Here is a 26,178-nt window from a genome sequence, read left to right as displayed (position 1 = left end):
GCGTGACAAGCGCGCCCTTACGCTTGGTCAATAACGCCCTCTAGACTTGCACCGGACGCGAGCAACCTCGCGCCCGGTGCGATCCTCGGGGCGAGAATTTCTTGTACTGGATCCGCTTCGGAATCCGGAAGCGATCCCGGGGCCGGCGCTTCTTGTCTTCCGTGTCCTCACGTCATTCCGGCTGGATTCCCGCCTTCTTGACGACGTCGGCCCACTTGCCGATCTCCGCCACGACGAAAGCCTTGAGTTCCTCGGGCGTGCTGGTTTCGGGCTCGATGCCGGCGGCCAGCAGCCGATCCTGCGTCGCCTTGTCCGCCATCGCGGCCATGAGCGCCCTGTGCAAGGCATCGACAATGGGCTTGGGTGTCTTGGCAGGCGCGAAAGCGGCAAACCACGCGGCGAGATCGTAACCGGGAACGCCGGCCTCGATCATCGTGGGCAGTTCCGGGGCAAGCGCGCTGCGCTTGGCGGTCGAAACCGCCAGACCATTGACCTTGCCGGCGCGGACCTGCGGCATCGTCGTCGAGATGTCGGCAAAGACGATATGGATCTGCCCGCCGAGCAGATCGGTGATCGCCTGGGGGTTGCTGCGATAGGGCACATAGGTCAGGTCGAGACCGGCGAGCGATTTCAGCATCTCGCCTGCAATCCGCGACGAACTCGAACCTGCGCCGAAGGTCAGCTTGCCGGGATTGGCCTTGGCATAGGCGACGAGGTCCGCGACCGTCTTGGCCGGGACGGAGGGATTCGTGGTCAGCGCCAGCGTGATCGTGCCGATCTTCCCGATCGCCTCGAAGCCGTCGACGGCATCGTAGGGCACGGTCTTCAGCAGGCTCTGGTTGGCGCCATGCGTGGTGTTGGTGGTGATCAGGACCGTGTGCCCGTCGGGCTCGGCGCGCGCGACGTTCTGAGCCGCGATCACGCCGCTGGCTCCGGCCAGATTCTCGACCACGACCGGTTTGCCCAAGGTCCTGCCGACATGCTCGCCAAGGATGCGGGCGACCGAATCGGTGGCGCTGCCGGCAGCGAAAGGCACCACGAACTTGATGTTTCGGCTGGGGAATTCCTGCGCCTGGGCCGGCAGCGCCAGAGCGAGCCCTGCGGCGATGAGGGTGATGAGCGTCTTCATTGTCTGTCCTCCCTTGTTTTTTCTTGCAGTGAATGGGTTCTGCCAGGGACCGTATCGGCGGACGGCCCCTGCGAGCCATCGATATCCAGATCGAGCAGGGCCGAGCTCAGGCTCTTGCCGTGGGTGTCGAGCGCGAGAGATCGTGTGACGCCGCCCCCCAGTGCCTGGCGCATCACAAAGTTCAGGGCGCTGAGACTCGGAATTTCGTAGCGGACCACCTTGCCGGCGACGACCTCGCCGAAATGCGCCCTGACCCGTTCGGCCGTGACCTCGCGCAGCAGCAGCGGATAATCCGCCGGATCATGGGCGATCAGCGACAGGTTCGAGATGTCGCCCTTGTCGCCGGAGCGCGAATGGGCAATGGCGCGCAGCTTCATTTCACGCCTCCAGCCAGGTGATGGCCGGGCGCACGCGCTCGCGCGGGATCATCACCGAGCGGACGCCGAGAACCTCGCGCACCTGCCGGCTGACGCCGCCGCCACCCGCCGGACCATTGGTGTAGAGCGCCTCGACCTCTTCGCCGATGCGCGCCGCGGCGGCGGCGCTGGTGGTGCGGGCCGCGACGCGCAGGCGCACCTCATAGGGCTCGGCGGCGCCGCTACGCGCCAGAGCCTCACCATGAAGAGCATCGAGACCGATCAGGTCGCAGCGCACCTCCTGCTGCGGCAACCCGGCCCGCGCCAGACGCTCGCGGATGATGTCGCGCGCAAGCGCACCGCGTGCGACCGCCCCCGCGCCTGCATAGGAGATCTGCCCCTCGCCCGTGAAGCCTTCCATCAGCCCGAGCGAAACCTTGAGTCCGTCCGGCCGCGCCCGCCCGCCGGCGCCGACCACACGGACGCGATCGGGACCGATCTGCTCGACCGCGACCTGCGAGAAGTCCGCTGTGACGTCGGGCGTCAGGTAGCGCGCCGGGTCGTGGACCTCGTAGAGGATCTGCTCCTTGCAGGTCGCGGGCGATACGCGCCCGCCACTGCCGGCGACCTTGGTGACGACAAGCTCGCCATCTTCGGCGAATTCTCCGATCGGAAAGCCGAGCCGGGCGAGATCGGGCACGTCCTTGTAGCCGGGATCGGCGAAATAGCCGCCGGTCACCTGACCTGCGCATTCCAGCAGATGGCCCGCCAGCGTCGCCTGGCCGAGCCTTTGCCAATCGTCGAAGGCCCAGCCAAAGGCGTGGACGAGCGGCCCGACATAGAGCGAGGGGTCGGCCGCCCTGCCGGTGATGACTATGTCCGCGCCGCCGGCGAGCGCCGCCGCGATGGCCTCCGCACCAAGATAGGCATTCGCCGAGACGAGCGTGTCTCCGAGCTCGCCGACGCGCTGGCCGGTCTCGTCCAGGACGGTGTCGCCGTCGAGTTCCGCCAGGACGTCGTCGCCGGTGACGACCGCGATGAGGAGCGCCCCGAGCCCAAGCTGGCGGGCGATCTCGCGCACACGCTCTGCGGCCGCGAGAGGATTAGCCGCGCCCATATTGGTGACGATGCGCGTGCCGCGCGCCCGGCAGGCCGGCAGAACTGCCTCGAACCGTGCCGTGAGCAACGGGTCGAATCCGCCCGCTGGGTCGCGGCGCCGGGCCTGTTGCGCCAGCGCGATCGTCCGCTCCGCCAGGCACTCGAAGACCAGATAGTCGAGATCGCCGTGCTCGGCGAGTTCCACGGCCGGATCGATCCGGTCTCCCGAGAACCCTGCTCCCGCCCCAAGCCGAACCTGTCGCACGCGCTGCCTCCTGCCGCGTCGCCAAGGGAACATTCCGGCAGCGATCGAACAATTGAAATAATTCGATCTCAGTGATTATCTAAGGCTATGAATATCGACATCCGCCAGATGCGGGCCTTCCTCGCCGTCGCCGAGACGGGCAGCTTCACCCGCGCCGCCGGCCAACTCGCCTTGTCCCAGCCGGCGCTGACCGTGCAGATTCGCAAGCTGGAGGAGGCGCTGTCCTTGCGCGTCTTCGACCGCAACACCCGCAGCGTCGCGCTCACCCGCGCCGGACGCGATCTTTTGCCCGTGCTGGGCCGCCTGGTCCGCGAACTCGACACGGTCGTAGCCGACAGCCGCGAGCAGGCGAGCGCGCGCCGGGGCGTCGTCAGGCTCGCCGTGCTGCCCTCGATCGCGTCAGGCGTCCTTCCCGACGTCATCGCGCGGTTCCGCACCGCCCATCCGGACATCCTGTTCGTCTTGCGCGATGCCATCGCGGCCACCGTCAATGCCGCCACCCTGGCCGAGGAGGTCGACCTTGGCATTACCGGCGGGCTGTTCGACACGCCGGAACTCGAGGCGCTGCTGACGACGCGCGATCACATGCATGCCGTCTTCCCGCGGGGCCATGCCCTGGACGCGCCGGGTGACATTGCCCTTGCGGACCTCGCCGTCCACCCGCTGATCCTGATGGACGGCGCGACGAGTGTCCGGCAGGTCGTCGATCTGGCCTTCGTCACAGCCGGCCTGCGGCCTCTGGTCGCCGCCGAGGCCACTTATATGAGCACCGCCGCAGCGATGGTGCGAGCCGGGCTCGGCACAGCGATCCTGCCCGGATCGGCGCAGGAGGTCCGCGCCTTGCCGGATCTGGGATCGCGGCGCATCACCTCGCCCGCCTGCGTGCGGACGATCACGGTCATCCGTCGCACCGGCCGCACGCTGCCACCGGCGAGCATGCTGTTCCTGGCGGAGTTGAAGCGAGCATTGGCCAAGCCGATAGACGGCCGCGCCTGAGCCTCAGCGCGAGAACTTCTTGTACTGGATCCGCTTCGGAATGGTGGAGTCGATGCCAAGCCGGCGCTTCTTGTCTTCCTCGTACTCCGCGAAATTGCCCTCGAACCACTCGACATGGCTCTCGCCCTCGAAGGCGAGGATATGGGTTGCGATCCGGTCGAGGAACCAGCGATCATGGCTGATGATCACGGCGCAGCCGGCGTAATCCTCCAGCGCCTCTTCCAGCGCCCGCAGCGTATCGACGTCGAGATCGTTGGTCGGTTCGTCGAGGAGGAGGACGTTGGAGCCCGCCTTCAGCATCTTGGCGAGGTGGACGCGGTTGCGCTCACCGCCGGAGAGCGAGCCGACCTTCTTTTGCTGGTCGCCGCCCTTGAAGTTGAAGGTCGAGCAATAGGCGCGCGAATTGATCTCGCGCTTGCCGAGATAGAGGATGTCGTTACCGCCGGAGATTTCCTCCCAGACGTTCTTCTTGTCGTCGAGCGAGTCGCGGCTCTGGTCGACATAGCCGAGCGTGACGCTCTCGCCGATCTTGATCGTGCCGGAATCGGGCTTGTCCTGGCCGGTGATCATCCGGAACAGCGTGGTCTTGCCGGCGCCGTTGGGGCCGATCACGCCGACGATCCCGCCCGGCGGCAGCTTGAAGCTGAGCCCGTCGATCAGCAGCTTGTCCTGGAAACCCTTCGACAGATTCTCGAAATCGACGACGTTATTGCCGAGCCGCTCGGCGATCGGGATGATGATCTGCGCGCCGTCAGGGCCCTTGTTATTGGCCTTCTGCACGAGCTCGTCATAGCGCTGGATGCGGGCCTTGCTCTTGGCCTGGCGCGCCTTGGGCGAGGCCAGAACCCATTCCTGCTCGCGCTCCAGCGTCTTCTGCCGGGCGACGTCCTCGCGGCCTTCCTGGGCGAGGCGCTTCTGCTTCTGCACCGACCAGGCCGAGTAGTTGCCCTCATAGGGAATGCCCTGGCCGCGATCGAGCTCGAGGATCCAGCTCGTGACGTTGTCGAGGAAGTAGCGATCATGGGTCACGATCAGGATCGCGCCCGGATAGGTCCTCAGATGCCCTTCCAGCCAGGCGGTGGTCTCGGCGTCCAAATGGTTGGTCGGTTCGTCGAGCAGCAGCAGTTCCGGCTGCTCCAGCAGGAGCTTGCACAGCGCGACGCGGCGGCGCTCGCCGCCCGAGAGCTTCGAGACCTCCCAGTCGTCGGGCGGGCAGCGCAGCGCGTCCATCGCCTGGTCGACCTTGGAATCGAGATCCCACAGGCCCTTGGCCTCGATCTCGTCCTGCAGCTTGGTCATCTCGTCGGCGGTCTCGTCGGAGTAGTTCATCGCGAGTTCGTTATAGCGATCCATGATCGCCTTCTGCGGCGCGACCCCGAGCATGACGTTGTCGCGGACATTCAGGGTCTCGTCGAGCTTGGGCTCCTGCGGCAGGTAGCCGACGCGCGCGCCCTCGGCGACCCAGGCCTCGCCGGTCCACTCCTTGTCGAAGCCGGCCATGATCTTCAGCAGCGTCGATTTACCGGCGCCGTTGACGCCGAGCACGCCGATCTTGGCGTCCGGGTAGAAGGACAGGTGGATGTCCTTGAGGATCTGCTTGCCGCCCGGATAGGTCTTCGACAGGCCGCGCATATGGTAGATGAACTGACGGGACATGGGCGTGCGGGCTCCGCTTGCGGAATGACGGTCGGGCGTGTCGGGAAATCTGGCGCGTATGTAGCGAGGCTGGCCGATGCCCGCAACCGCACGCTGTCACGAAGCGGCGGTATTCGCCCGCCCCTATGCCTCAGCGCCAGTTCCGGCCAGTCGCGTCGCTGCAGCCATAAGGCGGGATCGCACGCGAAAAGCGCTCCTTCAGCCGTCCGCAGCCCCAGGTCCGCAGGCTCTCGGGCAGGCGGCTGTTGATCTCGATCCCGACCTCGTCATAGGGGCTCGTGGCATTGGCGACATAGTCGTACCAGCGGTAGCCGAGGGTGATGCCGAGGCCCGCGGCAATGGCGAAAACGAGCAAGGCGATCGTCCGGAGCGGGCCCATCCTGACGGGGACCGGGATCGGCCTGCCCTGCGCAACCGCACGCCGCTGGCGCATCGCGTAAACCTGCGCGCAAAGGACCAGCGCCACGCCCAAACCGATGGCGATGCCGCCATATTGCCCCAGGAGCGGCAGGATCTCGGCCTTGACGTGCTGCTGGCCGCCGCTATCGGGCACGACGAAACGCGAGCCGCCATCGACACGCTCCCAGCCGGCGATCCTGGCGACGTAGAAGAAGGCAATTGCCCCGCCCGCGAAGAAGATCAGCGAGACCAGCCTGAGGCGGTTGGGTATCGACATCGTGCCCTCCTAAAAGCAGGCGGCGCTCGTAGCGCAGCCGGGCCGGCCTGTCCACGCACGGAGCGCTCGCTCTCACGAAACCGCCATCGCGGCGCCAGCCTCTTCCGCCGGCCCGCCTTTTGCCTAAGCTCATGCCGCTGGGAGAACACGGGAGCGTCGCATGAAGCCGTCATCGACCCTGAAGCGCATGGCACTGGTCATTGCCGCCGTGATGCCCGTCATCGCCGCGCCCGCCCGCGCTCAATCCGACGAACCCGGCTGCCGACCGGAGATGGCGTCGCTGCGTCTGCCGATCCAGCGCGTCAACCTTTCTCTTGCCAACCTGGCCAAGGGCGAGGTCCGCCTCACCTTCGTAGGGCACGCCACCTTCCTGATCGAGACGCCCGGCGGCATCAAGGTCGCGACCGACTACAACGACTATGTCCGTCCGCGCGAGACGCCCGACATCGCCACGATGAACAAGGCACATTCGACCCATAATTCGCGCAGCCCCGACCCCGCCATCAAGCAGGTTCTCCCGGGCTGGGACCCGACCGGCGCAGGCGCGGCGAAGCACGACATCACCATGGGCGATCTGCGCGTGCGCAACGTCCCGACCAACATCCGCTCCTATTCGGGTTCGACCGATTTCGACGGCAACTCGATGTTCGTCTTCGAGATCGGCGAACTCTGCATCGCCCATCTCGGCCATCTGCACCATCCGCTGGAGCCCGGCCACCTGCGTGCGCTCGGCCGCGTCGATGTCGTGCTGTTTCCGGTCGATGGCAGCTACACGCTGGACCAGGAGGGCATGCTGGAGGTGCTGAAGTCGCTGCAGGCACGGGTGATGATCCCCATGCACTTCTTCGGCGGCGGCACACTGAACCGCTTCCTCGCCCGCTCGCAGGACCTCTGGCCGGTCGAGCGCCGCGAACAGCCGGTGATCACGGTCACCAAGGCCGGCCTGCCGACGAAGCCCACCGTGATCGTGCTGCCGGGGCACTAGGTCCGTTACCGCTCCCCCTCGCCCTCCCGGACAACAACATTAACGGCTCGCTCAGCCTGATCGCGGACTTCCGTTGCGGCAGACGCACAGCATGGCATGCTTCCACAAGACGGGAGTGTGATCCATGAACCGCGCGCGCCTGACTGCAAGCCTGCTCGTCATCGCCTTCATCCTGCCGGCCAGCGCCGAGGCAGCAAGGCTCCGCTTCGGCGGCGGCAAACGAACATCGGATGTGCATTCGAATGCGGGCAGCGGCGGCGTCGCCGTGGTGCCAGGAATCTCGCGCTCATCCCGCCCGGCGACATCCGCCACCACCGCGACCGCGCCCGAGCGCGTCCCGTTTCCGCCCGCCAACGCCACCGCGCCGACCCTGCTGCGGCTGACCGCCAATGACGCGCCGAAGGCCTGGTGCCGCGGCGCAATGGTCGTCGGCGGCTTCTGCGTCATCAACTAGCTGTCTTGCGAGCTCTCAGGACGATCCGATATCGCTGAGATCGTCGGGCATGTTGCCGTGAATCCTGCCCGCCGCCTTGGGCTTCGTCAGCGGCGCCGGGACGGGTGCGTTGCCGCGGACCAGGTCGATGCCTGCGTTGATGTCGCTGGCGACCTGAAGGTCGAGCCGCTCCTCGTCGCGGCGGCGGACATCCTCGGCGATCTCGAGCGCTTCCTCCTGCGGCACGCCCATGCCGAGCAGCACAGCCGTGCCAAAGGCCATCGCCGATTCGAAGGTCTCTCGGATCTGGAACGCGACGCCGGCGCGGATCAGATCCATCGAATGCCCGCGATCATAGGCGCGCACGAACAGCTTGGCGTGCGGGAACGTCTCCTGCGCGACCGCGACGATGCGATCGGCCGTGTTGCGGTTGTCGACGCAGACCAGGATCGCCTCGGCGCGTTCCGCCCCTGATGCATGCAGGATCTCGGGGCGGGTGCCGTCGCCGTAATGCACCTTGAAGCCGAAATCGGCGGCGGCCTTGATCAATTCGACGTCGATCTCGATGATCGAGACGCTGAAGCCGCGCGCCAGCAGCGCCTGGCTGGCGACCTGGCCGAAGCGGCCGAAACCAATGATCAGCGAGCGGCCATTAAGGCCATCGGCCAGATCGATGCCATCGAGCGAGGCCTCCTCCGGAGGCATGAAGCGGTCGAGGGCAATCGCCAGGAGCGGCGTCAGGGCCATCGAGATGATCACGGTCGCGCTCGCCACCGCATTGATCTGCGCATCGAAGATGCCGGCCGAGAGCGCCGCTCCGTAGAGAACGAAGGCGAACTCGCCGCCTTGGGAGAACAGCGCGACGCGCGTGATCGCCGCCCGCGTGGTCGAGCGGAACAGCTTCGCCACGACGAAGATGCCGAGCGCCTTGACGCACATGAAGGCCAGGACGGCTCCGCCGATCAGCACCCATTGCTGGACGATGACGCCGAGATCGAGCGACATGCCGACGGCCAGGAAGAACAGGCCGAGCAGAATGCCGCGGAACGGCTCGATATCGGCCTCGAGCTGGTGCCGGAAGCTCGATTCAGACAGCAGGACACCGGCCAGGAACGCACCCATTGCCATCGACAGACCGCCCAGCTGCATCGCCAGCGCCGAACCCAGCACGACGAGCAGCGCGGCTGCCGTCATCACCTCGCGCGCCTGCGCCAAAGCGAGCAGCCGGAACATCGGATTGAGCAGATAGCGCCCGGCGATCACGAGCCCGGCGACGCAGGCGACGCCGATCCCGAATGACAGCCAGCCCTCGGCGTTCGGATCCTTGACCGGGGCGAGCAGCGCCACGATGGCCAGCAGCGGCACGATGGCGAGGTCTTCGAGCAGCAGGATCGAGACCGCCTGCTGACCCTGTGGCGTCGAGGTCTCGCCGCGCTCGTTGAGCATCTGCATGACGACGGCGGTGGAGGACAGGACGAAGCCCATGCCGACGAGGAAGGCGGCCGGCAGCGGCAGGCCATAGGCATAGCCGACGCCCGTCAGCAGCGCCCCGCACAGCATGACCTGCGCCACGCCGAGACCGAAGATTTCGCGCCGGAGGTTCCACAGCCGAGACGGCTGCATTTCGAGCCCGATGATGAAGAGGAACATCACGACGCCGAATTCGGCGACGTGCAGCACCGATTCAGGATTGTCGAACAGGCCGAGCCCATACGGCCCGATGGCGAGGCCTGCCGTGAAATAGCCCAGCACGGAGCCCAGCCCGAGGCGCCTGAACAGCGGCACCGCGACGACGCCGGCACCCAGCAGGCTGACGACCTTGATCAGATCGCCCGTGACGCCTTCGACGGCCATCCACTCCCCTTCCAGCCCAGCGCGGCCGCACGACGCGGCCACGCTCAGTTAGGTACGCCGCACCGGCAAGGCAAATTCCCTGCCGTCCAGTCAGGAGCCGATCCGCACCGGCCGTCCTTCGACCGGATAGGCCGGGTCGCTATAGCCTGGCGTCGAAGGGTGGCCGGCTGGAACCAGCGCGTCGACCAGCGCCTCGTCCTCGGCCGTGAAGGCGATGTCGAGCGCAGCAAGATAGGCCTGCCACTGCTCCATCGTCCGGGGGCCGGCGATGGCCGCCGTCAGCAGCTTGTTGCTGAGCACCCAGCCGACCGCGAACTGGATCGGCGTCAGGCCGCGCTCGGCGGCATGGCGCTTGATCGTCTGGGCGATGACGAGGCTCTCCTCGCGCCATTCCGTCTGCATGATCCGCTTGTCGCCGCGCGCGGCGCGCGTGCCTTGTTGCGGCGCTTCGCCCGGCTCGTATTTCCCGGTCAGCACGCCGCGCGCCAGCGGCGAATAGGAGGCGACGCCGAGCCCGTAATAGCCGCAGGCCGGCAGATGCTCGACCTCGGGCATGCGGTTCATCGCGTTGTAATAGGGCTGGCTGACGACCGGGCGATCGATGCCGAGTTCGTCGCAGAGCCTGCAGATCTCGGCGACCCGCCAGGAGCGGTAGTTCGAGACGCCGAAATGCCGGATCTTGCCCTGTTGTACGAGCTGCCCGATGGCGCGCACCGTCTCGGCCAGCGGCGTCGTGTGGTCCTCCTTGTGGAGGTAGTAGATGTCGATGAAGTCGGTGCCGAGCCGGGTCAGGCTCGCTTCGCAAGCCTGCAGCACCCATTTGCGCGAAAGCCCGCCCTGATTGGGGCCGGAGCCCATCGGATTGGCGAGCTTGGTCGCCAGCACCCAGTCATGCCGGCTGGCCGCGATGGCACGCCCGGTGATCTCCTCGGAGCGCCCCTCGGTGTAGACGTCCGCCGTGTCGATGAAGTTGATTCCGGCTTCGCGCGCATGATCGACGATGGCGCGCGAGGCGACCTCGTCGGTCGCGCCGCCGAACATCATCGTCCCCAGGCAGAGCGGCGACACCTTGAGGCCGGACCGGCCGAGTTGGCGATATTCCATCGAAACACTCCATGTCGTCGGGCAGCACGGCCAGACCCAACCGAGTCCAGACCTGTCCAAGTCAAAGCCAGCCGAACCTGCCCCAGCCCTACCTGCCGCGCCACCACCATGCGCGCAGCCGCACCCTGCAAGGCGCGCGCCCGAAAGACCTGTGCCCGTCCTCGGCGGCCGGGCCGCAAGGAAATGCTTAACCTTTCGTGTCAGGGTTCGGCATTGCCCTTCTGGTCGGAGCCGATGAACCTCGCCACGCTCGCCCAAAGCCAGGCCCTGGCCACGCTGTTGCAGGCGCTCGCGCCGGCAAGCGAGCTTGTGCCGGGCAGGACGGTCGAAGCGCGCCTGATCGCGCTCGCCACCGACGGCACAGCGACGGCGCAGGTCGGGGCCGACATGATCGCGCTCGTCCTAGCAGGTCCGGCCGCCAAGCAGGCCGCGCTTCAGCCTGGCGCCACCCTCGTCCTGAGGCTCGATGCCGCCGAGGAGCCGGGTGCGGGCCTGCGTGCGACGCTGGTCGAGGTCCGCCCGCCTTCCACGCCAGGTCAGCCGTCCACGCCAAACCAGACTCCCACACAAAGCCCGCCACCCGGCGCACCGGTGCAGACGGCAGTGACGCCCGCACCGGCCCTGCCAGGCCAGCAAGCCGCCGCCCTTCCGTCCACGATCCCGCCTGGCACCACCGCACAGGCGACGTCCGCGACGCAGCCGGCCACGCTGCGAGTCGAGATGTCGGCTGCGCCCGCCTCCACCTTGTCGCCGCAGCCCGGCACGCAGGCGCTCTCCCAGGCAGCATCGCCCCGAACGCTGGCCGGACCATTGCTTGGACCGGCGCTGGCACGGCAGGACAGCCTCGCACCGCTTCTCGCCAATATGCGCGGCCTGGCCAATGGCTCGGTCTCGATGGTGTTGCCCAGGCCGTTGCTGACGCTGATCGATCAGGTTCTCGCCCAGGCGATCCCCGTTGACCGAAGGCCTGTCACGGCCCAGGCGCTGAAGACGGCCGTGCAGAACTCCGGCCTGTTCCTCGAAGCGCATCAGGCCGAGGGCCTGCCGGTGCTGCCGGGCACAGACCTCAAGGCCGGGCTGCAGGCCCTGCGCGACAGCCTCGCGCCGCTGGTCGAGGCCCTCTCCTTGCCCCAGGCCGCCAAACCACCTGCCGACGCCAATCTGCCGCAGTCCGCTTCGGATCAGGCGGCAAGGCCGGCTCCGCCTCGCCGCGACGGTGCGCTCGTGGCTCAGCCGATCGCCGAGCCGAGCCTGTCTGCCGGCGACAAGCCGCTTGCCGTCGTCGAGACACTGCTGCAGCAGACCGACGCCGCGCTCGACCGCATCAAGCTCGCACAGTATGCCTCATTGCCGCCGGAGGGTCCGCGCACGGAGGCCCAGCAGGGACAGCGCTGGCTGACGGAGCTTCCACTGGCCTTCCACAACGGCGCCGCGATGCTGCCGCTGCAGATCGAGAAGGAGCCGCCCAAGCGCGACGCCGATGGCGTTTCCGGCCCGCTCTGGCGCGTCCGCTTCGCACTGGACGTCGAGCCGATGGGGCCGCTGCAGGGCGTCGTCACCCTGCAGGGCCGCAGCGTCGGCATTACGCTGTGGGCCGAGCGCGAGGAGACCAGCCGGCTGCTGCGCGGCGCCTCGTCCGGTCTGGAGGCCGCGCTCATCGATGCGCAATTTGAGAACGGCACGATCGACATCCACACCGGCCAGCCACGCGTCGCCCAGCCGACCGCCGGCCAGTTCCTCGACCGTATGTCATGACGACGCCCTCCGACCGGCCCTCCCCGCGCCAGATCGCCGTCGCGCTCGAATATGACGGGCAGGGCGCGCCGCGCGTCACCGCCAAGGGTCGGGGCGAACTGGCCCAGCGCATCATCGATAAGGGCCGCGAGCATGGCGTCGCGATCGAGGAGAACGCGGTGCTGGCGCAGGCGCTCTCGGCCGTCGAACTCGACGACCAGATCCCGGAAGAGCTCTACCGCGCGACCGCCCAGGTGATCGCCTTCGTGCTCTCGCTGCGCGGCGAAATGCGCCGCCAACAGCGCGACGGCGGTTGATCTTGAACCAGATCGCCCTGAACGCGAGCGTCGTCGTCCGGCGTATCCGGCCCTCCGACTACGCCAACTACGTCCCGGCCTTCGCCGAATTGGCCGCGCGCGCGCTCGAACCCAATCCGCATATGTCGCCAGCCGCCGTCATGGCCGCCCGCGTCGTCGTGCCGGAGGACCGGATCGTCATCCTCGCCGCCTGGCTCAGCGAGGCTTTGGGCTCCGAGCGTCTCGCCGGCATCTGGGCCCTGCGCCGCCAGCGTGACTGGCGCACAGGCTTTGCTGCCGCTCTGACCTCCCCGATCCTGCCTCTCTATGAGGTCTCTTCGCTGCCCGTTCTCGACGCAGACCATGGCCAGGACGCGATGCAGGCGATGCTGCGCCATCTGCTGGCGGCCGGCGACCTGCCGCGCACGCTCGCCTTGCCCGTGCTGCCGCTGGAGGGGCCGACCTTCCTGGCGCTCGAGGAAGCCTGCCGCGTCACCGGCAGCCGTCTGCGCATCTGCGAACGCTGGCAGCGCCCGGTCATGCGGCCGCAGCCCGGCGACGATGCCGAGCACTATCTGCGCCGCACGCTGGGACAGAGCTACAAGAAGCGCATGCAGCAGTTCCGCGCCATCGCCCGCCATGGCGATGTCGGCCTCCAACGCCTGCGCGGCGAGGAGGCGCGGGCCGCGTTTCCGGACTTCCTCGCACTGGAAGCCGCCGGTTGGAAGGGGCAGGCCGGCACGGCGATCGCCCGCCTGCCGCAGGCCTCGGCCTATTTCGACAGCATGGTCACGCTCTACGCCGCCGCCGACGCCTTGCAGATCGAGACCTTGTTGCTCGACGGCCGCCCGCTCGCCATGGGTCTTCTGGTCGAGAGCGCCGGCACCCGCCACTTCCTCAAGATCGCCTATGATGAAAGCCAGGCGCGCCATTCGCCGGGGCGCGCCTTGACCATTGCCATGCTCCAGGCCGATTTCGCCGGGGCGCCGCCGACCCTCTTCGACAGCGGTGCCGGAGACGGCGTCGATGCCGGCACCTATGTCTGGGGCGAGCGCCGCGCGATGGGCAACGCGATCATCAGGCTCGGCAGCGCATCGCCGGGCCTGCCCGAAGTCGCCGCGCGGTTGCGTCAGGGCTTGCGCCTCGCCCGGACGCGACTGCGGCGCTGACGCCGGAAAATTCGGTGGCGTCCGCCCCGGCGATCGGCCACATCTGCGCCGGGACGTCACGGCGAGGATCATCAGATGAGCACCGCGATCAGGATCGGCATCGTCACGGTGTCCGACCGCGCTTCGGCCGGCATCTATGAGGATGAGGGCGGCCCGGCGATCCAGGCCTATCTCGACAAGGCGCTGGCCTCACCCTGGACACCGGTCGCGCGCGTCATTCCCGACGACCGAGTGCTGATCGCACAGACACTGATCGCGCTCGCGGACGACGAGGGCTGCTGCCTGGTCGTCACCACCGGCGGCACTGGCCCGGCACCGCGCGACGTCACGCCCGAGGCGACGGAGGACGTGATCGAGAAGCCGATGCCGGGCTTCGGCGAACTGATGCGCCAGGTCAGCCTCGCCAAGGTCCCGACCGCGATCCTCTCGCGCCAGACCGCCGGCATTCGCGGCAAAAGCCTGATCGTCAACCTGCCCGGCCGCCCGCGCGCCATCGCCGAATGCCTCGACGCAGTGATGCCGGCGATCCCCTACTGCATCGACCTGATCGAGGGCCCCTATCTGGAGACCGATCCGGCCGTGATCGTCGCCTTCCGACCGGGGCAGAAGCCCAAGCCCTGACGCGCGCCAACGACCTTTCTCGGCGCGGCTTGATGCAGAGGCATCATGCGCCGGCAGGGGTGCAAACTCTCCTGGGATCGTCCATCATCCTGCCCGTGAGGCGCTGCCGGAAAGTGCCCGATAGCGACCGGCCGAAAAGAGCCGGCACCGGGAGGATTGACGAATGAAACGCCGCGACATGCTCGCTGGCCTCGCTGCTGCGTCGGCCGGGGCCCTTCTGACGCAGCCGGGCCGGTCACAGCCTGCCTGGCCCTCCCGCCCCATCACCATGGTCGTGCCGTTCCCGCCCGGCGGACAGGCCGACCTCGCCGCGAGGCCCATCGCCCAGGCGCTGGAGAAGCTGCTGAAGACACCCGTCATCGTCGACAATCGCGGTGGCGCCGGCGGTGCGCTCGGCAACGCCGCCGTCGCGCGGGCCGAGCCGGATGGCTACACGCTGCTGATGACGCTCTCCTCGCTGGCCGTCTTGCCGGAATCCTCGCGTCTTTTCGCCCGCGCGCCATCCTATGAGGTGTCGCAGCTGGCGCCCGTCGCCCGCGTCCTCGCCGATCCGACGCTGCTCGCCGTGCCGGCCGCCTCGCCCTGGAAGACCTTGAAGGACTTCGTCGATGACGCGAAGGCGCGGCCCGGTGTCATTCCCTATGGCTCGTCGGGCTCCTACGGCACGCTGCATGTCGCGATGGAGATGTTCGCGACAGCGGCCGGCCTCAAGCTGCTGCATGTGCCCTATCGCGGCGCCGGGCCAGCGCTCACCGATCTGCTCTCCGGCCAGCTCCAGGCGCTCGCTTCCGCGCCGGGCGTGCTCAAGCCCCATGTCGAGTCCGGCTCGTTGCGCGTGCTGGCCAATTGGGGCGCAGAGCGCGTGCCGAGTTTCCCCGAGCTGCCGACCTTTCGCGAACTCGGCTACGCGGATGTCGAATTCTACATCTGGGCCGGGCTATTTACGCCGCGCAACCTGCCGGAGCTGATCGCGACCCGCATCCGCGAGGCGATGCGAACCGCGATGGCCGACCGTGAGGTGCTGCAGATCTTCGAGAAGGCCGGCAGCCCGCCCGCCTACCAGGACACGCCGGAGTTCATCCGCTTCGTCGAGGCCGACAGCGCGCGCCTGATCGAGGCGACGCGCAAGATCGGCAAGGTCGAATAGCGCTCCTGCGAGGCTCAGCCTCCGCGCGACGCCAGCCAGTCGGCGTAAGTCCCGCGCCTCATGTCGAAGCGGTCGTTCTGGCGGGAGTAGCCGTCGCCGAACATCCGCCCCACCGGCTTGTAGTCGCGCATGCTGACCCGCAGCGTCGCCGGATCGACTAGCCCCTCGCGGGCATGCAGCCTGACGACCTCGCCGATCAGCAACTCGCGCGTCGGCGAGAATGCCATCGAGAGCGTCTTGCGGCATTCCAGCGCGAACGGCGCCTCCGCGATGCGCGGCACCGCGATCGTCACGCCCGGCAGAAGCGAAAGCCCCGCCGCCTCGATCTCGCTGACCTCCGGCGGGAAATCGATGCCGCAGATGTTCATCGCCTCGGCCAGCGGCTCGTCGACGAGGTTGACGACGAACTCGCCGGCGGCGGCGATGTTGCGCGTTGTGTCCTTGGGGTCGTTGTCCGGCTTGTGCTGGAGGCCCAGCACGATCAGCGCCGGGTCCTCCGAAAACACGTTGAAGAAGCTGAACGGCGCGGCGTTGACCACGCCCTCCGCCGAGATGGTGGTGACGAGCGCGATCGGGCGCGGCGTCACGCTGGCGCAGAGCAGCTTGTAGCGCTCACGCGGCGCGATCTCCGCGAAGGCGACGGTGAAGGCGCTCATAGTCTCATTCCGGCTCGACCACGCCGACCTGGGCCGTGATCGCACCATAATGCTCGATCCGGCGATGCCTGGCGAAGTCGAAGATCGTCTCCTTGCCGAAGCGCGTCGCGTCGAGATCGCAAGGGACGACGATGATGCCGTCGGCTTCGCCTTCGAGCTCGGCGACGATCTCGCCATCAGGATTGACGATCAGCGTGCCGCCCATCAGGTGGTTGCCGTCCTCGTCGCCGGCCTTGGCCACGGCCACGACCCAGCAGGAGTTCTGATAGGCGCCCGCCTGCACCGACAGCCGGTGGTGGAACAGGCGCTGCGCGATGCCCTCCCCGCCCTTCTGCGAGTTGACCGAGGGCGTGTTGAACCCGAGCACCACCATCTCGACGCCCTGCAGCCCCATCACGCGATAGGTCTCGGGCCAGCGCCGGTCATTGCAGATGCACATGCCGATCAGCCCGCCCATCGTGCGCCAGACCGGGAAGCCGAGATCGCCCGGCTCGAAATAGCGCTTTTCGAGATGCTGGTGCGAGCGGCTGTCATCGTAGTCGACATGGCCGGGCAGATGGATCTTGCGGTATTTGCCGACGATCGCGCCGGCTTTGTCGACGATGATCGAGGAGTTGAAATGCCGGCCCTCAGGCGTCAGCTCGGCATAGCCGAAGCTCATGCCCATGCCGTATGCGAGCGCCTTGTCGAACAGCGGCTGCACCTCGGGGTTCGGCATCGCGGCCTCGAACCACGGATCGGCCTCGGCGCGATCCTCGTGATACCAGCGCGGGAAGAAGGTCGTCAGCGCCAGCTCCGGATAGACGATGAAATCGGCGCCCTTGGCCTTGGCCTCCTCCATCAGCGCGATCATCCGGGCGACGACCTGTTGCCTTGTCTCGGCTTTCTGGATCGGCCCGAGCTGGGCGGCGGCGACGGTCAGGATGCGGGACATGAAAACCTCGGCAGGCGGTGTCAGGCTGCACCGCGACGGGCACAGCCTCACCAGCGGCTTAGCGAAAACGGTGCCAGCCGCCTATGACATTGACGCTCAGCCCGTCTGCAATTCCTGCCCGATCGCCCGCACGAGCTGTGGACCCAGCGGGTCGGTCATGGCCGAGAAACCGCCCAGAAGTTCGCCGGAGCGGCCGATCAGGTATTTGTGGAAGTTCCACATCGGCACCTCCCAGGGTCGCTGCGCCGCGGCCCAGCGATAGAAGGAATGCGCGTCGGGCCCCTTCACCACGGTCTTCTCGGCAAAGGCATAGGTCGCGCCATGGCTCTGTCGCGCGGCTTCCGCGATGGCTGCGCCGTCCAGCGGCTCCTGCCCGCCGAAATCATTGCTCGGCACCGCAAGCAGCATCAGGCCGCGGGCGGAATAGCGTTGCCAGAGCTGCTCCAGCGTCGCGAACTGGCCGGCAAACCCGCAATTCGTCGCCGTGTTGACGATCAGGATCGGCTTTCCCTGATAGGCCGAAAGCGGATACATCCCGCCCCCGGCCCGGGCGAAGGCGAAGGTCGAGGCCGAAGCCGCGCCCTCCTGCGCCGCCGCATGCCCACCCAGCACTGGCACCGCGCAGGCGCCCGCCAGCAGACCCAAGACCTCTCGACGCTGCATGGTCATGGCAAGATCCCTCGCTTCGAACGGATATGGCTCGCCTGTCACGAGCTTATATCCTCATCGCATCTACGACGGGCATGCAAAAACGGATGCGCCCCGCGGCCTTTCGGCCCGGGGCGATCAAACGTCAAACGAGGAGAATTTGTCCCGGTGCGGATGCCGCTCAGTTGCTGAGCGACAGCACCTTCTTAACGCGCACTTCGAGATCGCGGAGTTCGTAGGGCTTCACGACGTAGTGGTCGGCGCCGTTGGTCGTCGCCTCGTCCATCTTGTCGACCGAGCGCTCGGAGGTCGCCATGATGATCTTGATCTGGTTCAGCTCGGGCACCGAGCGGATGGCGCGCAGCAGGTCGATACCGCTCATGCCGTCCATGTTCCAGTCGAGCAGCAGCAGGTCATAGCGCTTGCTCTGCATCTTCATCAGGGCCTCGCGGGCATTCTCAGCCTCGTCGATATCCTGAAACTCGATCTGCTTCAGGAAATACGTCGCGAGTCCGCGCATGCTCTTCTGGTCATCGACCACGAGGATCCTGTACTCGCTTCTCGCTTTCATCTCGTTCTCCTCACGCGGTTCGCAGATGCGAACGCTCGCCGAGCAAGTTGCTGACGGCAGCGCCGATCTGGTCGAGCGCGACAACCCGCTCAGTGGCACCGATCTCGAATGCCGCTTTAGGCATCCCGTTTACCACACAGGTTTCACCACTTTGGATTAACGTCTCGGCGCCTGCTTTGCGCATGGCTAACAAACCCTCTGCGCCATCGCGTCCCATGCCCGTGAGCAGGATGCCGATAGAGGGCGCGCCGATGCTGCGGGCCACGGAGTGGAACATGACATCGACCGAGGGCGAATGTCCGCTAACCAGGGGTCCTTCGCGCAAGACGCAGACGAATTCGCCCCGGCGCTCCTCGATCTCGAGATGGCGTGGACCGCCCGGCGCGACCACAGCCATGCCCGGCTTCAGCTTGTCGCCATCGCTGGCCTCGCGCACATCGAGCCCCGTCGCGGTCGCAAGCCGTGCCGCGAATTTGGCCGTATAGCCGGCTGGCATATGCTGCACGACGGCGATCGGCAGGCGCAGATGGGCGAGATCGCGCATCACGACCTGGATTGCGGGTACGCCGCCCGTCGAAGCGCCGATCGCGATGAACGATGCCTTGCCACTCATGCGGGCCGACTCGCGCGGCGCTGCGACGCGCGCTGGCGCCGTCTCGCGCCGCGACGCGAACATCCTGCGGCTGGCCGAGGCGCGCTGCAGCGCGCCGACCAGATGTTTCATGAAGCCTTCGAGCGTATGCCGCGTGCCGTCGGGCTTCTCGATGAAGTCGATCGCGCCAAGCTCGAGTGCCTGGATGGTGTTGTCGGCGCCCGGCCCGCCGAAGGCCGAGACGATCAGGACCGGCAGCGGATCCTGCTTCAGCACGCGCGCCAGCAGCTTCAGCCCATGGCGGCCGGGCAGCTCCAGATCGAGCGTCACCACATCGGGGCGCAGTTCCTGGATGGCGTCCCAGCCCTCCTCGGCGCTGCCGGCCACGCCGATCACCTTGAAGCCCGGGGCTCCGTCGATGATCTGCGTCATCAGTTTCTGCATCAGGATCGAATCGTCGACGACGAGGACCCTAACTGGCGTTGCGGAAGAGTTCTGCATGCTCATCACCAGATTTCGACTTCGCCGGCCACGGGCTGGGTCTTGAGGCGGTTGAGATAGGCGACTTCCTGCTCGTGCTCGGCGCTCTTCTGGCTCGACTGGACGTGCTGGACCCAGGCCCGGCCGGTGGCGGGCTGGTAGTGGATGCGCCGCGAGCGTGTTCCGCCGACATCCTTGGACACGGTCTGGATACCCTCGCGCGCGAGAAACTCGGTCACGAAGGCGATGTTTCCGTCGCCGATCGCAAGCATCGTCGCGCCCGACAGCACGCGCGCACCGCCGAACACCTTGGCCTCGAAATTGGCGCGCTTGGCGCCGCGCTTCAGCAGGCCGTTGATCAGCACTTCCATCGCCGTGTCGCCATAACGCTCGCCGGCGCTCGCATCGGCACTGCCGTTGTTCTTCGGCAGCAGGAAATGGTTGAGACCGCCAACCCCGCTATGGGAATCGCGCAGGCAGACCGAGACGCAGGAGCCCAGCACCGTCGCGACGATCTCGTCCTTGGCGGAGGTGATCTCATGCTCGCCGGGCGCGACCGTGATGATCGTCGCCTCGAAACGCGGATCGAAATAGCGACGGGAGGAACGCGCGACGCTCATGGCAGTCTCTCATAGATCGTGCGGCCGATCAGCCGCAGTTGAGGGTGAGGCTGGGGCAGCGATTCCGAGTGGCCGAGATAGAGGAACCCGCCCGGAGCGAGCAGCGTGACGAAACGGTCGAGGATCGAGGCCTTGGTCTGCGTATCGAAATAGATGAAGACGTTGCGGCAGAAGATGATGTCGAACGGGCCGCTCATCGGCCAGCGCTCGATCAGGTTCAGCCGCTTGAAAGCGATCATGCGGCGCAGATCCTCGCTGATGCGCGCCTCGCCCCTGCCTGAATGGGCTTCCAGCTTGAGCAGCGGCTTGACGTCGGCCGGCAGGCGATCGAACTGGTCGCTCGCATAGACCGCAGCTTCGGCCTTCATCAGGATGTCGGTGTCGATATCGGTGGCGAGGATCTTGAAGTCCACGTCGCTGCGCGAACCGAGCACGTCGCGCGAGACGGCGGCGATGCTGTAGGGCTCCTCGCCCGAGGACGCCGCCGAACACCAGATCCGGATCCGCCCACGCCGCCCGCCTCGCTCCTGCAGCAGGCGCGGCAGCACCTCCTTGCGCAGATGATCGAAATGATGGCGCTCGCGGAAGAACGAGGTGTGGTTCGTCGTCACCGCATTGATCAGCTCCGGAATCTCGTCGGCCGCAGCCGGCGTCTTCAGGAAGGCGCAGTATTCGCTGACCGAGTTCAGGCCCAGCGCCTTGACGCGGCGCGCCAGACGCCCGCGCGTCATCGCTTCCTTGTGCTCGCGGATGACGATGCCGGCCTGCTCGTAGACGAGCTTGGAGATGAAGCCCATGTCGTCGCGCGTCAGCGTGACGTCGGCGAGTTGCGGTTGGGCAAGGGCAGTACCGGGTCTCGACATGGCCACTAGAACTCCGCCCAGTCATCGGCGCGACCGCCGCCGGCGACACGCCGACGGGGCTCCTGCCATGTTTTTGTCGCCGGCTCGGACCGGCGTGTTTCGTTGAGGGTCTGGGCCTGCCGCGGCGACGCTGTCGGCAGAGCGGTCGCCGCCTGTCTCTGCGGCAGCCGCACCGGCTCGACCAGGGCGCGAGGCGCAGCCCGCGTCGGCGCGGCATCGGCACGCGAAATTGCATCGGCCCGGAAGAAGGAGACGAGGTTCCGCAGCGTACCGATCTCGGTCATCAGCTCGGTCGCGGAGGTCGCGCTCTGCTCGGCCAGGGCAGAATTCTGCTGCGTCGTCTCGTCCATATGGGCGACCGCGCGGCTCATTTCGCCGATGCCATGCGCCTGCTCGGCGGCGGCCTGCGAAATCTCGACGACCGTGGCCGAGACCTTGCCGGCGGCCGTGACGATCCGCTCGAGCGCGTCGCCGGTCGAGCGCACGAAACGCACGCCCTCGCCGACCTGCTCATTGGAGCTGACGATCAGCCCCTTGATGTCCTTGGCGGCCTGGCTCGAACGCTGCGCCAGCGCGCGCACCTCGGAAGCCACGACCGCAAAGCCCCTGCCCGCATCGCCGGCGCGCGCGGCCTCGACGGCGGCGTTCAGCGCCAGCAGATTGGTCTGGAAGGCGATGTCGTCGATGACCGAGACGATTTCCGCAATGCGTACGGAGGAACTCTCGATCCGCTCGATTGCGCCGACAGCCTGCGCGACGACCTGCTGGCCATCCTGCGCGACGCCCATTGCCTCGTTGGCGAGCTCTGTCGCCTGTCGCGAGCGGCTGGCGCTCTGCTTGACCGATGCGGCGAGCTGTTCGGTCGTTGCGGCCGTCTCCTCCAGATTGGCCGCCGTCTGCTCCGTCCGCTGAGCGAGATCGCCGGCGCCGGAATTGATCTCGGTCGCCGAGCGCGCGACGTTACTGGCCGTGCCCTGGATCGTCGCGACGGTCTCGCCAAGATGCGCCAACGCCGTGTTCAGGCTGGATTTCAGTTCGGCGAGGCGGCCGCGATAGGTGCCCGTCATGCGCTGGGTCAGGTCGCCCTCGGCCAAGCCGCCGACCACGGTGGCAAATTCGCCGACCGCGTTCTCGACCAGCGCGTTGATTTCGTTCATGCCACCGGCGATGCGCTGCAGCGCGTCGGGCTTGCCAGTCAGCGGCACGCGACGCGAAAAGTCGCCCTCGACGGCGGCTGCGACCATCTCCGCGACTTCCGCCGCGGCAGCCAGTTCGTCGGTCAGTTCGAGCCATTCGACGGCAGTGCCGAGCCGGCGCCCATCGGCATGCATCACCGGCGAGAGCGACAACGACACCGTGCGCCGGCCGAGCGGGAAGCGGACGGCCCGCTGCTGGCCCGGCTGGAGCCCCGCCTGGCCCTGGACGCTCGCCATGACCCGGCCGAGCATGTCCTTGGCGGACGCGCCCGGGAAGGCGGCGCGGAAATCCTCCTGCGCCTCGCCGAAGAACCTGAGCAGCGACGCGTTGACGTAGACGACGCGGCCCTCGCTGTCGCAGACCATGACATTGGTCCGGCAACCGTCGAGCGCCGCCCGGATGCGAGCCGCATCGACGCTGGTATCGTGGATGGTCTTGAGTGCGCGGGCCAGGTCGCCGATCTCGTCGCCACGGCCAAGGCCGGGAATGGCGGCGTCCTCACCGGCTGCCAGACGGCCGGCCGCATCACCCATCGCCGCGATCGGCCGATGGATGCGACGCGCGGCGAGCCAGGCCGCAAGCCCCACGCAACCGAGGCCGACCAGGCTCAGGCCAAGCTGGGACGTCCCGTCCAGCCGCCCGAGGGCAGCGTGGTAGGCAACGGTCCCCGCCGCGCCCCCGGCGACGAGAGCCGTTGCGGCAAGCATGAGCGGCAGCTTGAACGAGAGTCGCGTGAGGGGACCGTAGACGCTGCCCATTGATGGTATTCGTTTCTTTTTCTGGCCCGCGCTCTTCCCAACGCGACTCCTCGGGCCTTTGTCGTTGCTAACTCAGCTTGCTCGGGCGACCCGCGCGATCGGCGTCTCGGCGCCGCCGTCGCGGATAACGGCCGCGAGGTCGAGCAGAGCCACGATATCGGTGTCGAGCAGCACGAGGCCCTCGATCAGGCCGTGTTCGTCGCGCTCGAGATCGGGGGCCGGGCGCACCGCGCTGACCGGCACGTCGACGATGTCGGAGACAGAGTCGACCAGCAGGCCGGCGACCTTGTCCTCGATGTCGACGACGACGATGACATGGGTCGCGGTCGCATCGGTGGTGCCGAGCCCGATCGAGGTGCGCAGGTCGTAGACTGCCAGGATCACGCCGCGCAGGTTCAACACGCCGCGCACATGCGGGGCCGCATGTGGCAGTGGCGTCGTCGCCTGCCAGCCCTTGATCTCGCGGACCATGCCGACATCGATGCCGAAGGTCCGATCACCCACCTTGAAGGTGACGATCCGGCGCGCCGCGGATTCCGGCTGCGCCGACGAGAAATGCTTTTCGCCGAGTTGCAGGGTCATGGTCATCCAGCCAGTTTCAGTTCGGTTGCGGGGGGGCGCTCGCCGGTAGCGGCGAGGCGCAGCATGGAGTCGACGTCGAGGATCAGCGCGACGAGACCGTCGCCGAGGATGGTCGCGGCAGAGGCGCCGTTGACCGTGCCGTAATTGCCTTCGAGACTCTTCACGACGACCTGCTGCTGCCCGACGATCTCGTCGACGGCGATGCCGACATTGTCGCCACGCTCTGTCTCGGCAATGATGATGATGTTCTCGTTGGGCGTGCCCGACGAACCCATCACGGAGCCGAGGCGGTACAGCGGCGTAATCTCGCCGCGCCAGCGCAGCACTTCCTGGCCGAAGGTCAGGTGCTCGATCGGCGTCGAGGCAAGATGCTGCGTCTCGATCACGCTGGCGATCGGGATGACGTAGCGGTCTTCTGCGCAGCGGATGACCATGCCTTCCAGGACGGCAAGGGTCAGCGGCAGGGCCAGCGTGAACTTGCAGCCCCTGCCCGGCTCGGAATCGACGCTGATGCGCCCGCCAAGCGACTCGACGTTGCGGCGCACCACATCCATGCCGACGCCGCGGCCGGAGACGTCGCTGATGACCTCGGCGGTGGAGAGACCGGCGGCGAAAATCAGCTGGTCGATTTCCTCGGGAGCGAGCTTCTCGTCTGCGCCGACCAGACCGCGGGACTTCGCCTTGGCAAGCAGCCTGTCACGGCCGATGCCGCGCCCGTCATCGGTGACGGAGATGACGATGCGTCCGGCGCGGTGCTCGGCAACGAGCTTGATCACGCCTTCCGGTGGCTTCCCGGCGGCAATGCGCTCGTCCGGCGTCTCCACGCCGTGATCCATCGAGTTGCGGATCATGTGGGTCAGCGGGTCGGCCAACTCCTCGATGATCGTCTTATCGACCTCGGTGTTCTCGCCTTCCAGCACCAGGCGGACTTCCTTGCCGAGCGTCTGCGCCAGTTCGCGCACCAGGCGCGGCATGCGCTGGAACACGGCCTTCACCGGCTGGGCGCGGACCGCCATGACATGGTCCTGCAGTTCGCGGGTCTGGCGCGACAGCGTCAGGATGCCCTCCGCCGTCTTGGCGGCGTGGACGTCGTAGGGCAGCGAGCGGACGCATTCGACCAGCATGGACTGGGTGATGACGATCTCGCCGACGAGGTTCATCAGCTTGTCGATGCGGTCGAGATCGACGCGCACGCTGACGGCCTGGCGCTGGCGCGCGGCGGCGGCGTCATTGGCCGGCGCGCGTGCGGCAGCCCTCGCAGCGGCGGGAGCCTCAACGACTGGAGCCGGGGCTGCGATCGGCATCACGGCCGGGGCAACCGGCTGGATATCGGGCGCAGAGGTTGCAGCCGGTGCAGGGCCGAGCTTGGCCAGAATCGCGGAAAGATCGGCCGCGACGGACCCGGAAACCTCGGACGTCGGAGCAGCGGCGGCAACCGGCGCCGCGACGGGCGGCGAAACAGGTGCGTCGTCATTGGCCGGCTCGCCGGCAAGCACTTCGATCTCGAATTCCTCAGCCGCGAGCGTGAAGTCGAAGCGGCTGTAGATCTCCTCGATCGACAATTCGGTCCGCATCGTCACGACGAAGCGCATCCAGCAATCGGAAACGTCGATCGTCTCGAGCGGCGGAACATGGCTCAGATCGCAGGCGATCGAGACGATGTCGTCGGCCGGCAACGAGGCGAAAACGACACGCGGCTCGATGACGCGGCGGAACAGATCGTTCTCGGGCGAGATCTTCAGCACGACATCGCGACCGGGCTTGCCCGAGGCAGGGCCCTTCGAAGCGGCTTTGGCCGCGGGCTCATCGTCCCAACCCGTATCGGCAGCCGGAGCGCCGACGCCGGTCTTGGCCTCGACCATCGCGAGCAGGTTTCCAAGGGCGGCGATGCCGGGAGGAGCATCGCCCGCAGAAACGGCAGGAGCAGCGGGAGCGGGAGCGGCAACCGGCACGGGGGCAGCAGGCTTGGCCGGCGCGGCAGCCGGGGGCGCGGCGGCGCCGGCCGGCTTGCCGACCTGCTCGAGCGCCTCGAGAAGATCCGGACGCGGACGGGCGGGCTCATCGTTGCGCGCAGCCGACACCAGATCAGCCACGGCATCCGAACAGCGCAGGAAGAGCGCGAACGGCGCATCCTCGACCGCGACGCGGCCCGAGCGCAGATGGTCGAGCGACGCTTCGAAGACGTGTGCGAAGGCGACGAGCTCGGTGCAGCCGAAGGCGCCGGCACCGCCCTTGATCGAGTGGATCGCCCGGAAGGCCGCGTTGACGTCTTCGGGATCCGTCGATCCTTCGTCCAGCGCCTGGAGGCGCTGTTCGAGCGCGCCCAGGAGCTCTTCGCACTCCTGGAAGAAGGTCTGCTTGAGTTCCGCCAACGGATCCATGGACGCTAAGCCTCAGTTCTGGTAGCGGGCGACGAGGCCGAGCAGGGTATTGGGCTCGAAAGGCTTGACCATCCAGGCACTGGCACCGGCGCGCCGGCCCTCCGCCTTGATTTCCGCGCCGTTCTCCGTGGTGAGCACGATGATCGGCGTGTTCTGCCCGGCAGGTCGCGCCCGGCAGGCCCTGGTGAACTCGATCCCGTCCATCAACGGCATGTTGAGGTCCGTGATCACGAGATCGGGCTTGAACTGGTCGAATTTCGCCAGCCCATCCTCGCCGTTCTCCGCCTCCGCGACCTCATGGCCGGCATTGCGCAAAGTCAGGCTCAGCAGGCTGAGCAGCGTCTTGGTGTCGTCGATGGCCAGAATGCGCATTCATA

26 protein-coding genes are annotated in these 26,178 nt (G+C 67.4%); 8 read left to right on the top strand and 18 right to left on the bottom strand.

Features of this window, described 5'->3' with window-relative positions; all coding sequences use genetic code 11:
* Positions 1–172: 172 nt before the first annotated feature.
* The 3 genes from AC1DYU_RS08760 to AC1DYU_RS08750 are packed head-to-tail and all read right to left on the bottom strand — an operon-like array spanning position 173 to position 2,848.
* Complete coding sequence (locus AC1DYU_RS08760) at positions 173–1,129, bottom strand: Bug family tripartite tricarboxylate transporter substrate binding protein (RefSeq protein ID WP_476791281.1); 957 nt, start codon at positions 1,127–1,129, stop codon at positions 173–175.
* Positions 1,126–1,506 (bottom strand): AtuA-related protein, encoded by a 381-nt coding sequence (locus AC1DYU_RS08755; protein WP_476791280.1) that lies wholly within the window; start codon positions 1,504–1,506, stop codon positions 1,126–1,128. The genes AC1DYU_RS08760 and AC1DYU_RS08755 overlap by 4 nt, the downstream gene beginning before the upstream one ends.
* Before the next feature lies 1 nt (position 1,507).
* Entirely contained in the window at positions 1,508–2,848 is a 1,341-nt protein-coding gene (locus AC1DYU_RS08750; protein ID WP_476791279.1) for an acyclic terpene utilization AtuA family protein, read from the bottom strand.
* Between the two features lie 87 nt (positions 2,849–2,935).
* Between AC1DYU_RS08750 and AC1DYU_RS08745 the strand changes: the two genes are divergently transcribed.
* Complete coding sequence (locus tag AC1DYU_RS08745) at positions 2,936–3,844, top strand: LysR family transcriptional regulator (protein ID WP_476791278.1); 909 nt, start codon at positions 2,936–2,938, stop codon at positions 3,842–3,844.
* 3 nt (positions 3,845–3,847) lie between these two features.
* Here the strand turns inward: AC1DYU_RS08745 and ettA are convergent, their stop codons facing one another.
* Complete coding sequence (gene ettA / locus AC1DYU_RS08740; RefSeq protein WP_476791277.1) at positions 3,848–5,500, bottom strand: energy-dependent translational throttle protein EttA; 1,653 nt, start codon at positions 5,498–5,500, stop codon at positions 3,848–3,850.
* A 130-nt stretch (positions 5,501–5,630) separates the two neighbouring features.
* Positions 5,631–6,176, bottom strand: coding sequence for a hypothetical protein (locus tag AC1DYU_RS08735; RefSeq protein WP_476791276.1), 546 nt, complete (start codon positions 6,174–6,176; stop codon positions 5,631–5,633).
* A gap of 160 nt (positions 6,177–6,336) precedes the next feature.
* Between AC1DYU_RS08735 and AC1DYU_RS08730 the strand changes: the two genes are divergently transcribed.
* Positions 6,337–7,161, top strand: coding sequence for an MBL fold metallo-hydrolase (locus tag AC1DYU_RS08730; RefSeq protein ID WP_476791275.1), 825 nt, complete (start codon positions 6,337–6,339; stop codon positions 7,159–7,161).
* 124 nt (positions 7,162–7,285) lie between these two features.
* Positions 7,286–7,615, top strand: a complete 330-nt coding sequence (locus AC1DYU_RS08725) for a hypothetical protein (protein WP_476791274.1) — start codon at positions 7,286–7,288, stop codon at positions 7,613–7,615.
* A gap of 15 nt (positions 7,616–7,630) precedes the next feature.
* Here AC1DYU_RS08725 and AC1DYU_RS08720 read toward each other — a convergent pair whose 3' ends face one another.
* Positions 7,631–9,448 (bottom strand): monovalent cation:proton antiporter-2 (CPA2) family protein, encoded by a 1,818-nt coding sequence (locus tag AC1DYU_RS08720; RefSeq protein ID WP_476791273.1) that lies wholly within the window; start codon positions 9,446–9,448, stop codon positions 7,631–7,633.
* Positions 9,449–9,538: 90 nt separating this feature from the next.
* Positions 9,539–10,552: an aldo/keto reductase gene (locus AC1DYU_RS08715; protein ID WP_476791272.1), complete on the bottom strand. Its 1,014-nt coding sequence runs from the start codon at positions 10,550–10,552 to the stop codon at positions 9,539–9,541.
* 234 nt (positions 10,553–10,786) lie between these two features.
* Here AC1DYU_RS08715 and fliK point away from each other — a divergent pair, with 234 nt between their 5' ends.
* From fliK to AC1DYU_RS08690, 5 genes are all read left to right on the top strand, one after another.
* Positions 10,787–12,307: a flagellar hook-length control protein FliK gene (gene fliK / locus AC1DYU_RS08710; protein WP_476791271.1), complete on the top strand. Its 1,521-nt coding sequence runs from the start codon at positions 10,787–10,789 to the stop codon at positions 12,305–12,307.
* On the top strand, positions 12,304–12,603 hold the full coding sequence (locus AC1DYU_RS08705; protein ID WP_158486245.1) for an EscU/YscU/HrcU family type III secretion system export apparatus switch protein: 300 nt from the start codon (positions 12,304–12,306) through the stop codon (positions 12,601–12,603). Before fliK ends, AC1DYU_RS08705 begins: the two co-directional genes overlap by 4 nt.
* A gap of 2 nt (positions 12,604–12,605) precedes the next feature.
* Entirely contained in the window at positions 12,606–13,751 is a 1,146-nt protein-coding gene (locus AC1DYU_RS08700; RefSeq protein ID WP_476791270.1) for a GNAT family N-acetyltransferase, read from the top strand.
* A 75-nt stretch (positions 13,752–13,826) separates the two neighbouring features.
* A complete protein-coding gene (gene mog / locus AC1DYU_RS08695; protein ID WP_476791269.1) occupies positions 13,827–14,372 on the top strand; it encodes a molybdopterin adenylyltransferase in 546 nt (181 codons plus the stop codon).
* 163 nt (positions 14,373–14,535) lie between these two features.
* Entirely contained in the window at positions 14,536–15,519 is a 984-nt protein-coding gene (locus AC1DYU_RS08690; RefSeq protein WP_476791268.1) for a tripartite tricarboxylate transporter substrate binding protein, read from the top strand.
* A 14-nt stretch (positions 15,520–15,533) separates the two neighbouring features.
* Here AC1DYU_RS08690 and AC1DYU_RS08685 read toward each other — a convergent pair whose 3' ends face one another.
* The 11 genes from AC1DYU_RS08685 to AC1DYU_RS08635 form a co-directional block, all read right to left on the bottom strand.
* On the bottom strand, positions 15,534–16,175 hold the full coding sequence (locus tag AC1DYU_RS08685; protein ID WP_476791267.1) for a flavin reductase family protein: 642 nt from the start codon (positions 16,173–16,175) through the stop codon (positions 15,534–15,536).
* A 4-nt stretch (positions 16,176–16,179) separates the two neighbouring features.
* Positions 16,180–17,109, bottom strand: coding sequence for an N-carbamoyl-D-amino-acid hydrolase (locus tag AC1DYU_RS08680; protein WP_476791266.1), 930 nt, complete (start codon positions 17,107–17,109; stop codon positions 16,180–16,182).
* Between the two features lie 96 nt (positions 17,110–17,205).
* Positions 17,206–17,778 (bottom strand): glutathione peroxidase, encoded by a 573-nt coding sequence (locus tag AC1DYU_RS08675; protein ID WP_158486250.1) that lies wholly within the window; start codon positions 17,776–17,778, stop codon positions 17,206–17,208.
* 160 nt (positions 17,779–17,938) lie between these two features.
* Positions 17,939–18,328 carry a response regulator gene (locus AC1DYU_RS08670; RefSeq protein ID WP_158486251.1) on the bottom strand — a complete coding sequence of 130 codons (390 nt, stop codon included), beginning with the start codon at positions 18,326–18,328 and terminating at the stop codon, positions 17,939–17,941.
* Between the two features lie 10 nt (positions 18,329–18,338).
* The gene (cheB, locus tag AC1DYU_RS08665; RefSeq protein ID WP_476791265.1) at positions 18,339–19,421 is read right to left on the bottom strand and encodes a chemotaxis-specific protein-glutamate methyltransferase CheB; all 1,083 of its coding nucleotides are present in this window, start codon (positions 19,419–19,421) and stop codon (positions 18,339–18,341) included.
* 5 nt (positions 19,422–19,426) lie between these two features.
* Entirely contained in the window at positions 19,427–20,020 is a 594-nt protein-coding gene (locus tag AC1DYU_RS08660) for a chemoreceptor glutamine deamidase CheD (RefSeq protein ID WP_158486253.1), read from the bottom strand.
* The gene (locus AC1DYU_RS08655) at positions 20,017–20,883 is read right to left on the bottom strand and encodes a CheR family methyltransferase (RefSeq protein WP_158486254.1); all 867 of its coding nucleotides are present in this window, start codon (positions 20,881–20,883) and stop codon (positions 20,017–20,019) included. The genes AC1DYU_RS08660 and AC1DYU_RS08655 overlap by 4 nt, the downstream gene beginning before the upstream one ends.
* Positions 20,884–20,888: 5 nt before the next feature.
* Positions 20,889–22,838 carry a methyl-accepting chemotaxis protein gene (locus tag AC1DYU_RS08650; protein ID WP_476791264.1) on the bottom strand — a complete coding sequence of 650 codons (1,950 nt, stop codon included), beginning with the start codon at positions 22,836–22,838 and terminating at the stop codon, positions 20,889–20,891.
* 72 nt (positions 22,839–22,910) lie between these two features.
* Positions 22,911–23,426: a chemotaxis protein CheW gene (locus AC1DYU_RS08645; RefSeq protein ID WP_158486256.1), complete on the bottom strand. Its 516-nt coding sequence runs from the start codon at positions 23,424–23,426 to the stop codon at positions 22,911–22,913.
* Complete coding sequence (locus tag AC1DYU_RS08640; protein ID WP_476791263.1) at positions 23,423–25,801, bottom strand: chemotaxis protein CheA; 2,379 nt, start codon at positions 25,799–25,801, stop codon at positions 23,423–23,425. Before AC1DYU_RS08640 ends, AC1DYU_RS08645 begins: the two co-directional genes overlap by 4 nt.
* Before the next feature lie 12 nt (positions 25,802–25,813).
* Positions 25,814–26,173, bottom strand: a complete 360-nt coding sequence (locus AC1DYU_RS08635) for a response regulator (protein ID WP_054210774.1) — start codon at positions 26,171–26,173, stop codon at positions 25,814–25,816.
* Between the last annotated feature and the right edge of the window lie 5 nt (positions 26,174–26,178).

It is taken from the genome of Allobosea sp. P2_B12, from assembly GCF_056404835.1.
Note: the sequence above shows the minus strand (reverse complement) of the source record. Positions and strands in the feature narration are given on the sequence as shown.

Bases quoted from the DNA above. Each gene is read 5' to 3' on its own strand.
- AC1DYU_RS08760 (WP_476791281.1), bottom strand. From the start codon at position 1,129: ATGAAGACGCTCATCACCCTCATCGCCGCAGGGCTCGCTCTGGCGCTG.
- AC1DYU_RS08755 (WP_476791280.1), bottom strand. From the start codon at position 1,506: ATGAAGCTGCGCGCCATTGCCCATTCGCGCTCCGGCGACAAGGGCGAC.
- AC1DYU_RS08745 (WP_476791278.1), top strand. From the start codon at position 2,936: ATGAATATCGACATCCGCCAGATGCGGGCCTTCCTCGCCGTCGCCGAG.
- ettA (WP_476791277.1), bottom strand. From the start codon at position 5,500: ATGTCCCGTCAGTTCATCTACCATATGCGCGGCCTGTCGAAGACCTAT.
- AC1DYU_RS08735 (WP_476791276.1), bottom strand. From the start codon at position 6,176: ATGTCGATACCCAACCGCCTCAGGCTGGTCTCGCTGATCTTCTTCGCG.
- AC1DYU_RS08730 (WP_476791275.1), top strand. From the start codon at position 6,337: ATGAAGCCGTCATCGACCCTGAAGCGCATGGCACTGGTCATTGCCGCC.
- AC1DYU_RS08725 (WP_476791274.1), top strand. From the start codon at position 7,286: ATGAACCGCGCGCGCCTGACTGCAAGCCTGCTCGTCATCGCCTTCATC.
- AC1DYU_RS08720 (WP_476791273.1), bottom strand. From the start codon at position 9,448: ATGGCCGTCGAAGGCGTCACGGGCGATCTGATCAAGGTCGTCAGCCTG.
- AC1DYU_RS08715 (WP_476791272.1), bottom strand. From the start codon at position 10,552: ATGGAATATCGCCAACTCGGCCGGTCCGGCCTCAAGGTGTCGCCGCTC.
- fliK (WP_476791271.1), top strand. From the start codon at position 10,787: ATGAACCTCGCCACGCTCGCCCAAAGCCAGGCCCTGGCCACGCTGTTG.
- AC1DYU_RS08705 (WP_158486245.1), top strand. From the start codon at position 12,304: ATGACGACGCCCTCCGACCGGCCCTCCCCGCGCCAGATCGCCGTCGCG.
- mog (WP_476791269.1), top strand. From the start codon at position 13,827: ATGAGCACCGCGATCAGGATCGGCATCGTCACGGTGTCCGACCGCGCT.
- AC1DYU_RS08690 (WP_476791268.1), top strand. From the start codon at position 14,536: ATGAAACGCCGCGACATGCTCGCTGGCCTCGCTGCTGCGTCGGCCGGG.
- AC1DYU_RS08685 (WP_476791267.1), bottom strand. From the start codon at position 16,175: ATGAGCGCCTTCACCGTCGCCTTCGCGGAGATCGCGCCGCGTGAGCGC.
- AC1DYU_RS08680 (WP_476791266.1), bottom strand. From the start codon at position 17,109: ATGTCCCGCATCCTGACCGTCGCCGCCGCCCAGCTCGGGCCGATCCAG.
- AC1DYU_RS08675 (WP_158486250.1), bottom strand. From the start codon at position 17,778: ATGACCATGCAGCGTCGAGAGGTCTTGGGTCTGCTGGCGGGCGCCTGC.
- AC1DYU_RS08670 (WP_158486251.1), bottom strand. From the start codon at position 18,328: ATGAAAGCGAGAAGCGAGTACAGGATCCTCGTGGTCGATGACCAGAAG.
- cheB (WP_476791265.1), bottom strand. From the start codon at position 19,421: ATGCAGAACTCTTCCGCAACGCCAGTTAGGGTCCTCGTCGTCGACGAT.
- AC1DYU_RS08660 (WP_158486253.1), bottom strand. From the start codon at position 20,020: ATGAGCGTCGCGCGTTCCTCCCGTCGCTATTTCGATCCGCGTTTCGAG.
- AC1DYU_RS08655 (WP_158486254.1), bottom strand. From the start codon at position 20,883: ATGTCGAGACCCGGTACTGCCCTTGCCCAACCGCAACTCGCCGACGTC.
- AC1DYU_RS08650 (WP_476791264.1), bottom strand. From the start codon at position 22,838: ATGGGCAGCGTCTACGGTCCCCTCACGCGACTCTCGTTCAAGCTGCCG.
- AC1DYU_RS08645 (WP_158486256.1), bottom strand. From the start codon at position 23,426: ATGACCATGACCCTGCAACTCGGCGAAAAGCATTTCTCGTCGGCGCAG.
- AC1DYU_RS08640 (WP_476791263.1), bottom strand. From the start codon at position 25,801: ATGGATCCGTTGGCGGAACTCAAGCAGACCTTCTTCCAGGAGTGCGAA.
- AC1DYU_RS08635 (WP_054210774.1), bottom strand. From the start codon at position 26,173: ATGCGCATTCTGGCCATCGACGACACCAAGACGCTGCTCAGCCTGCTG.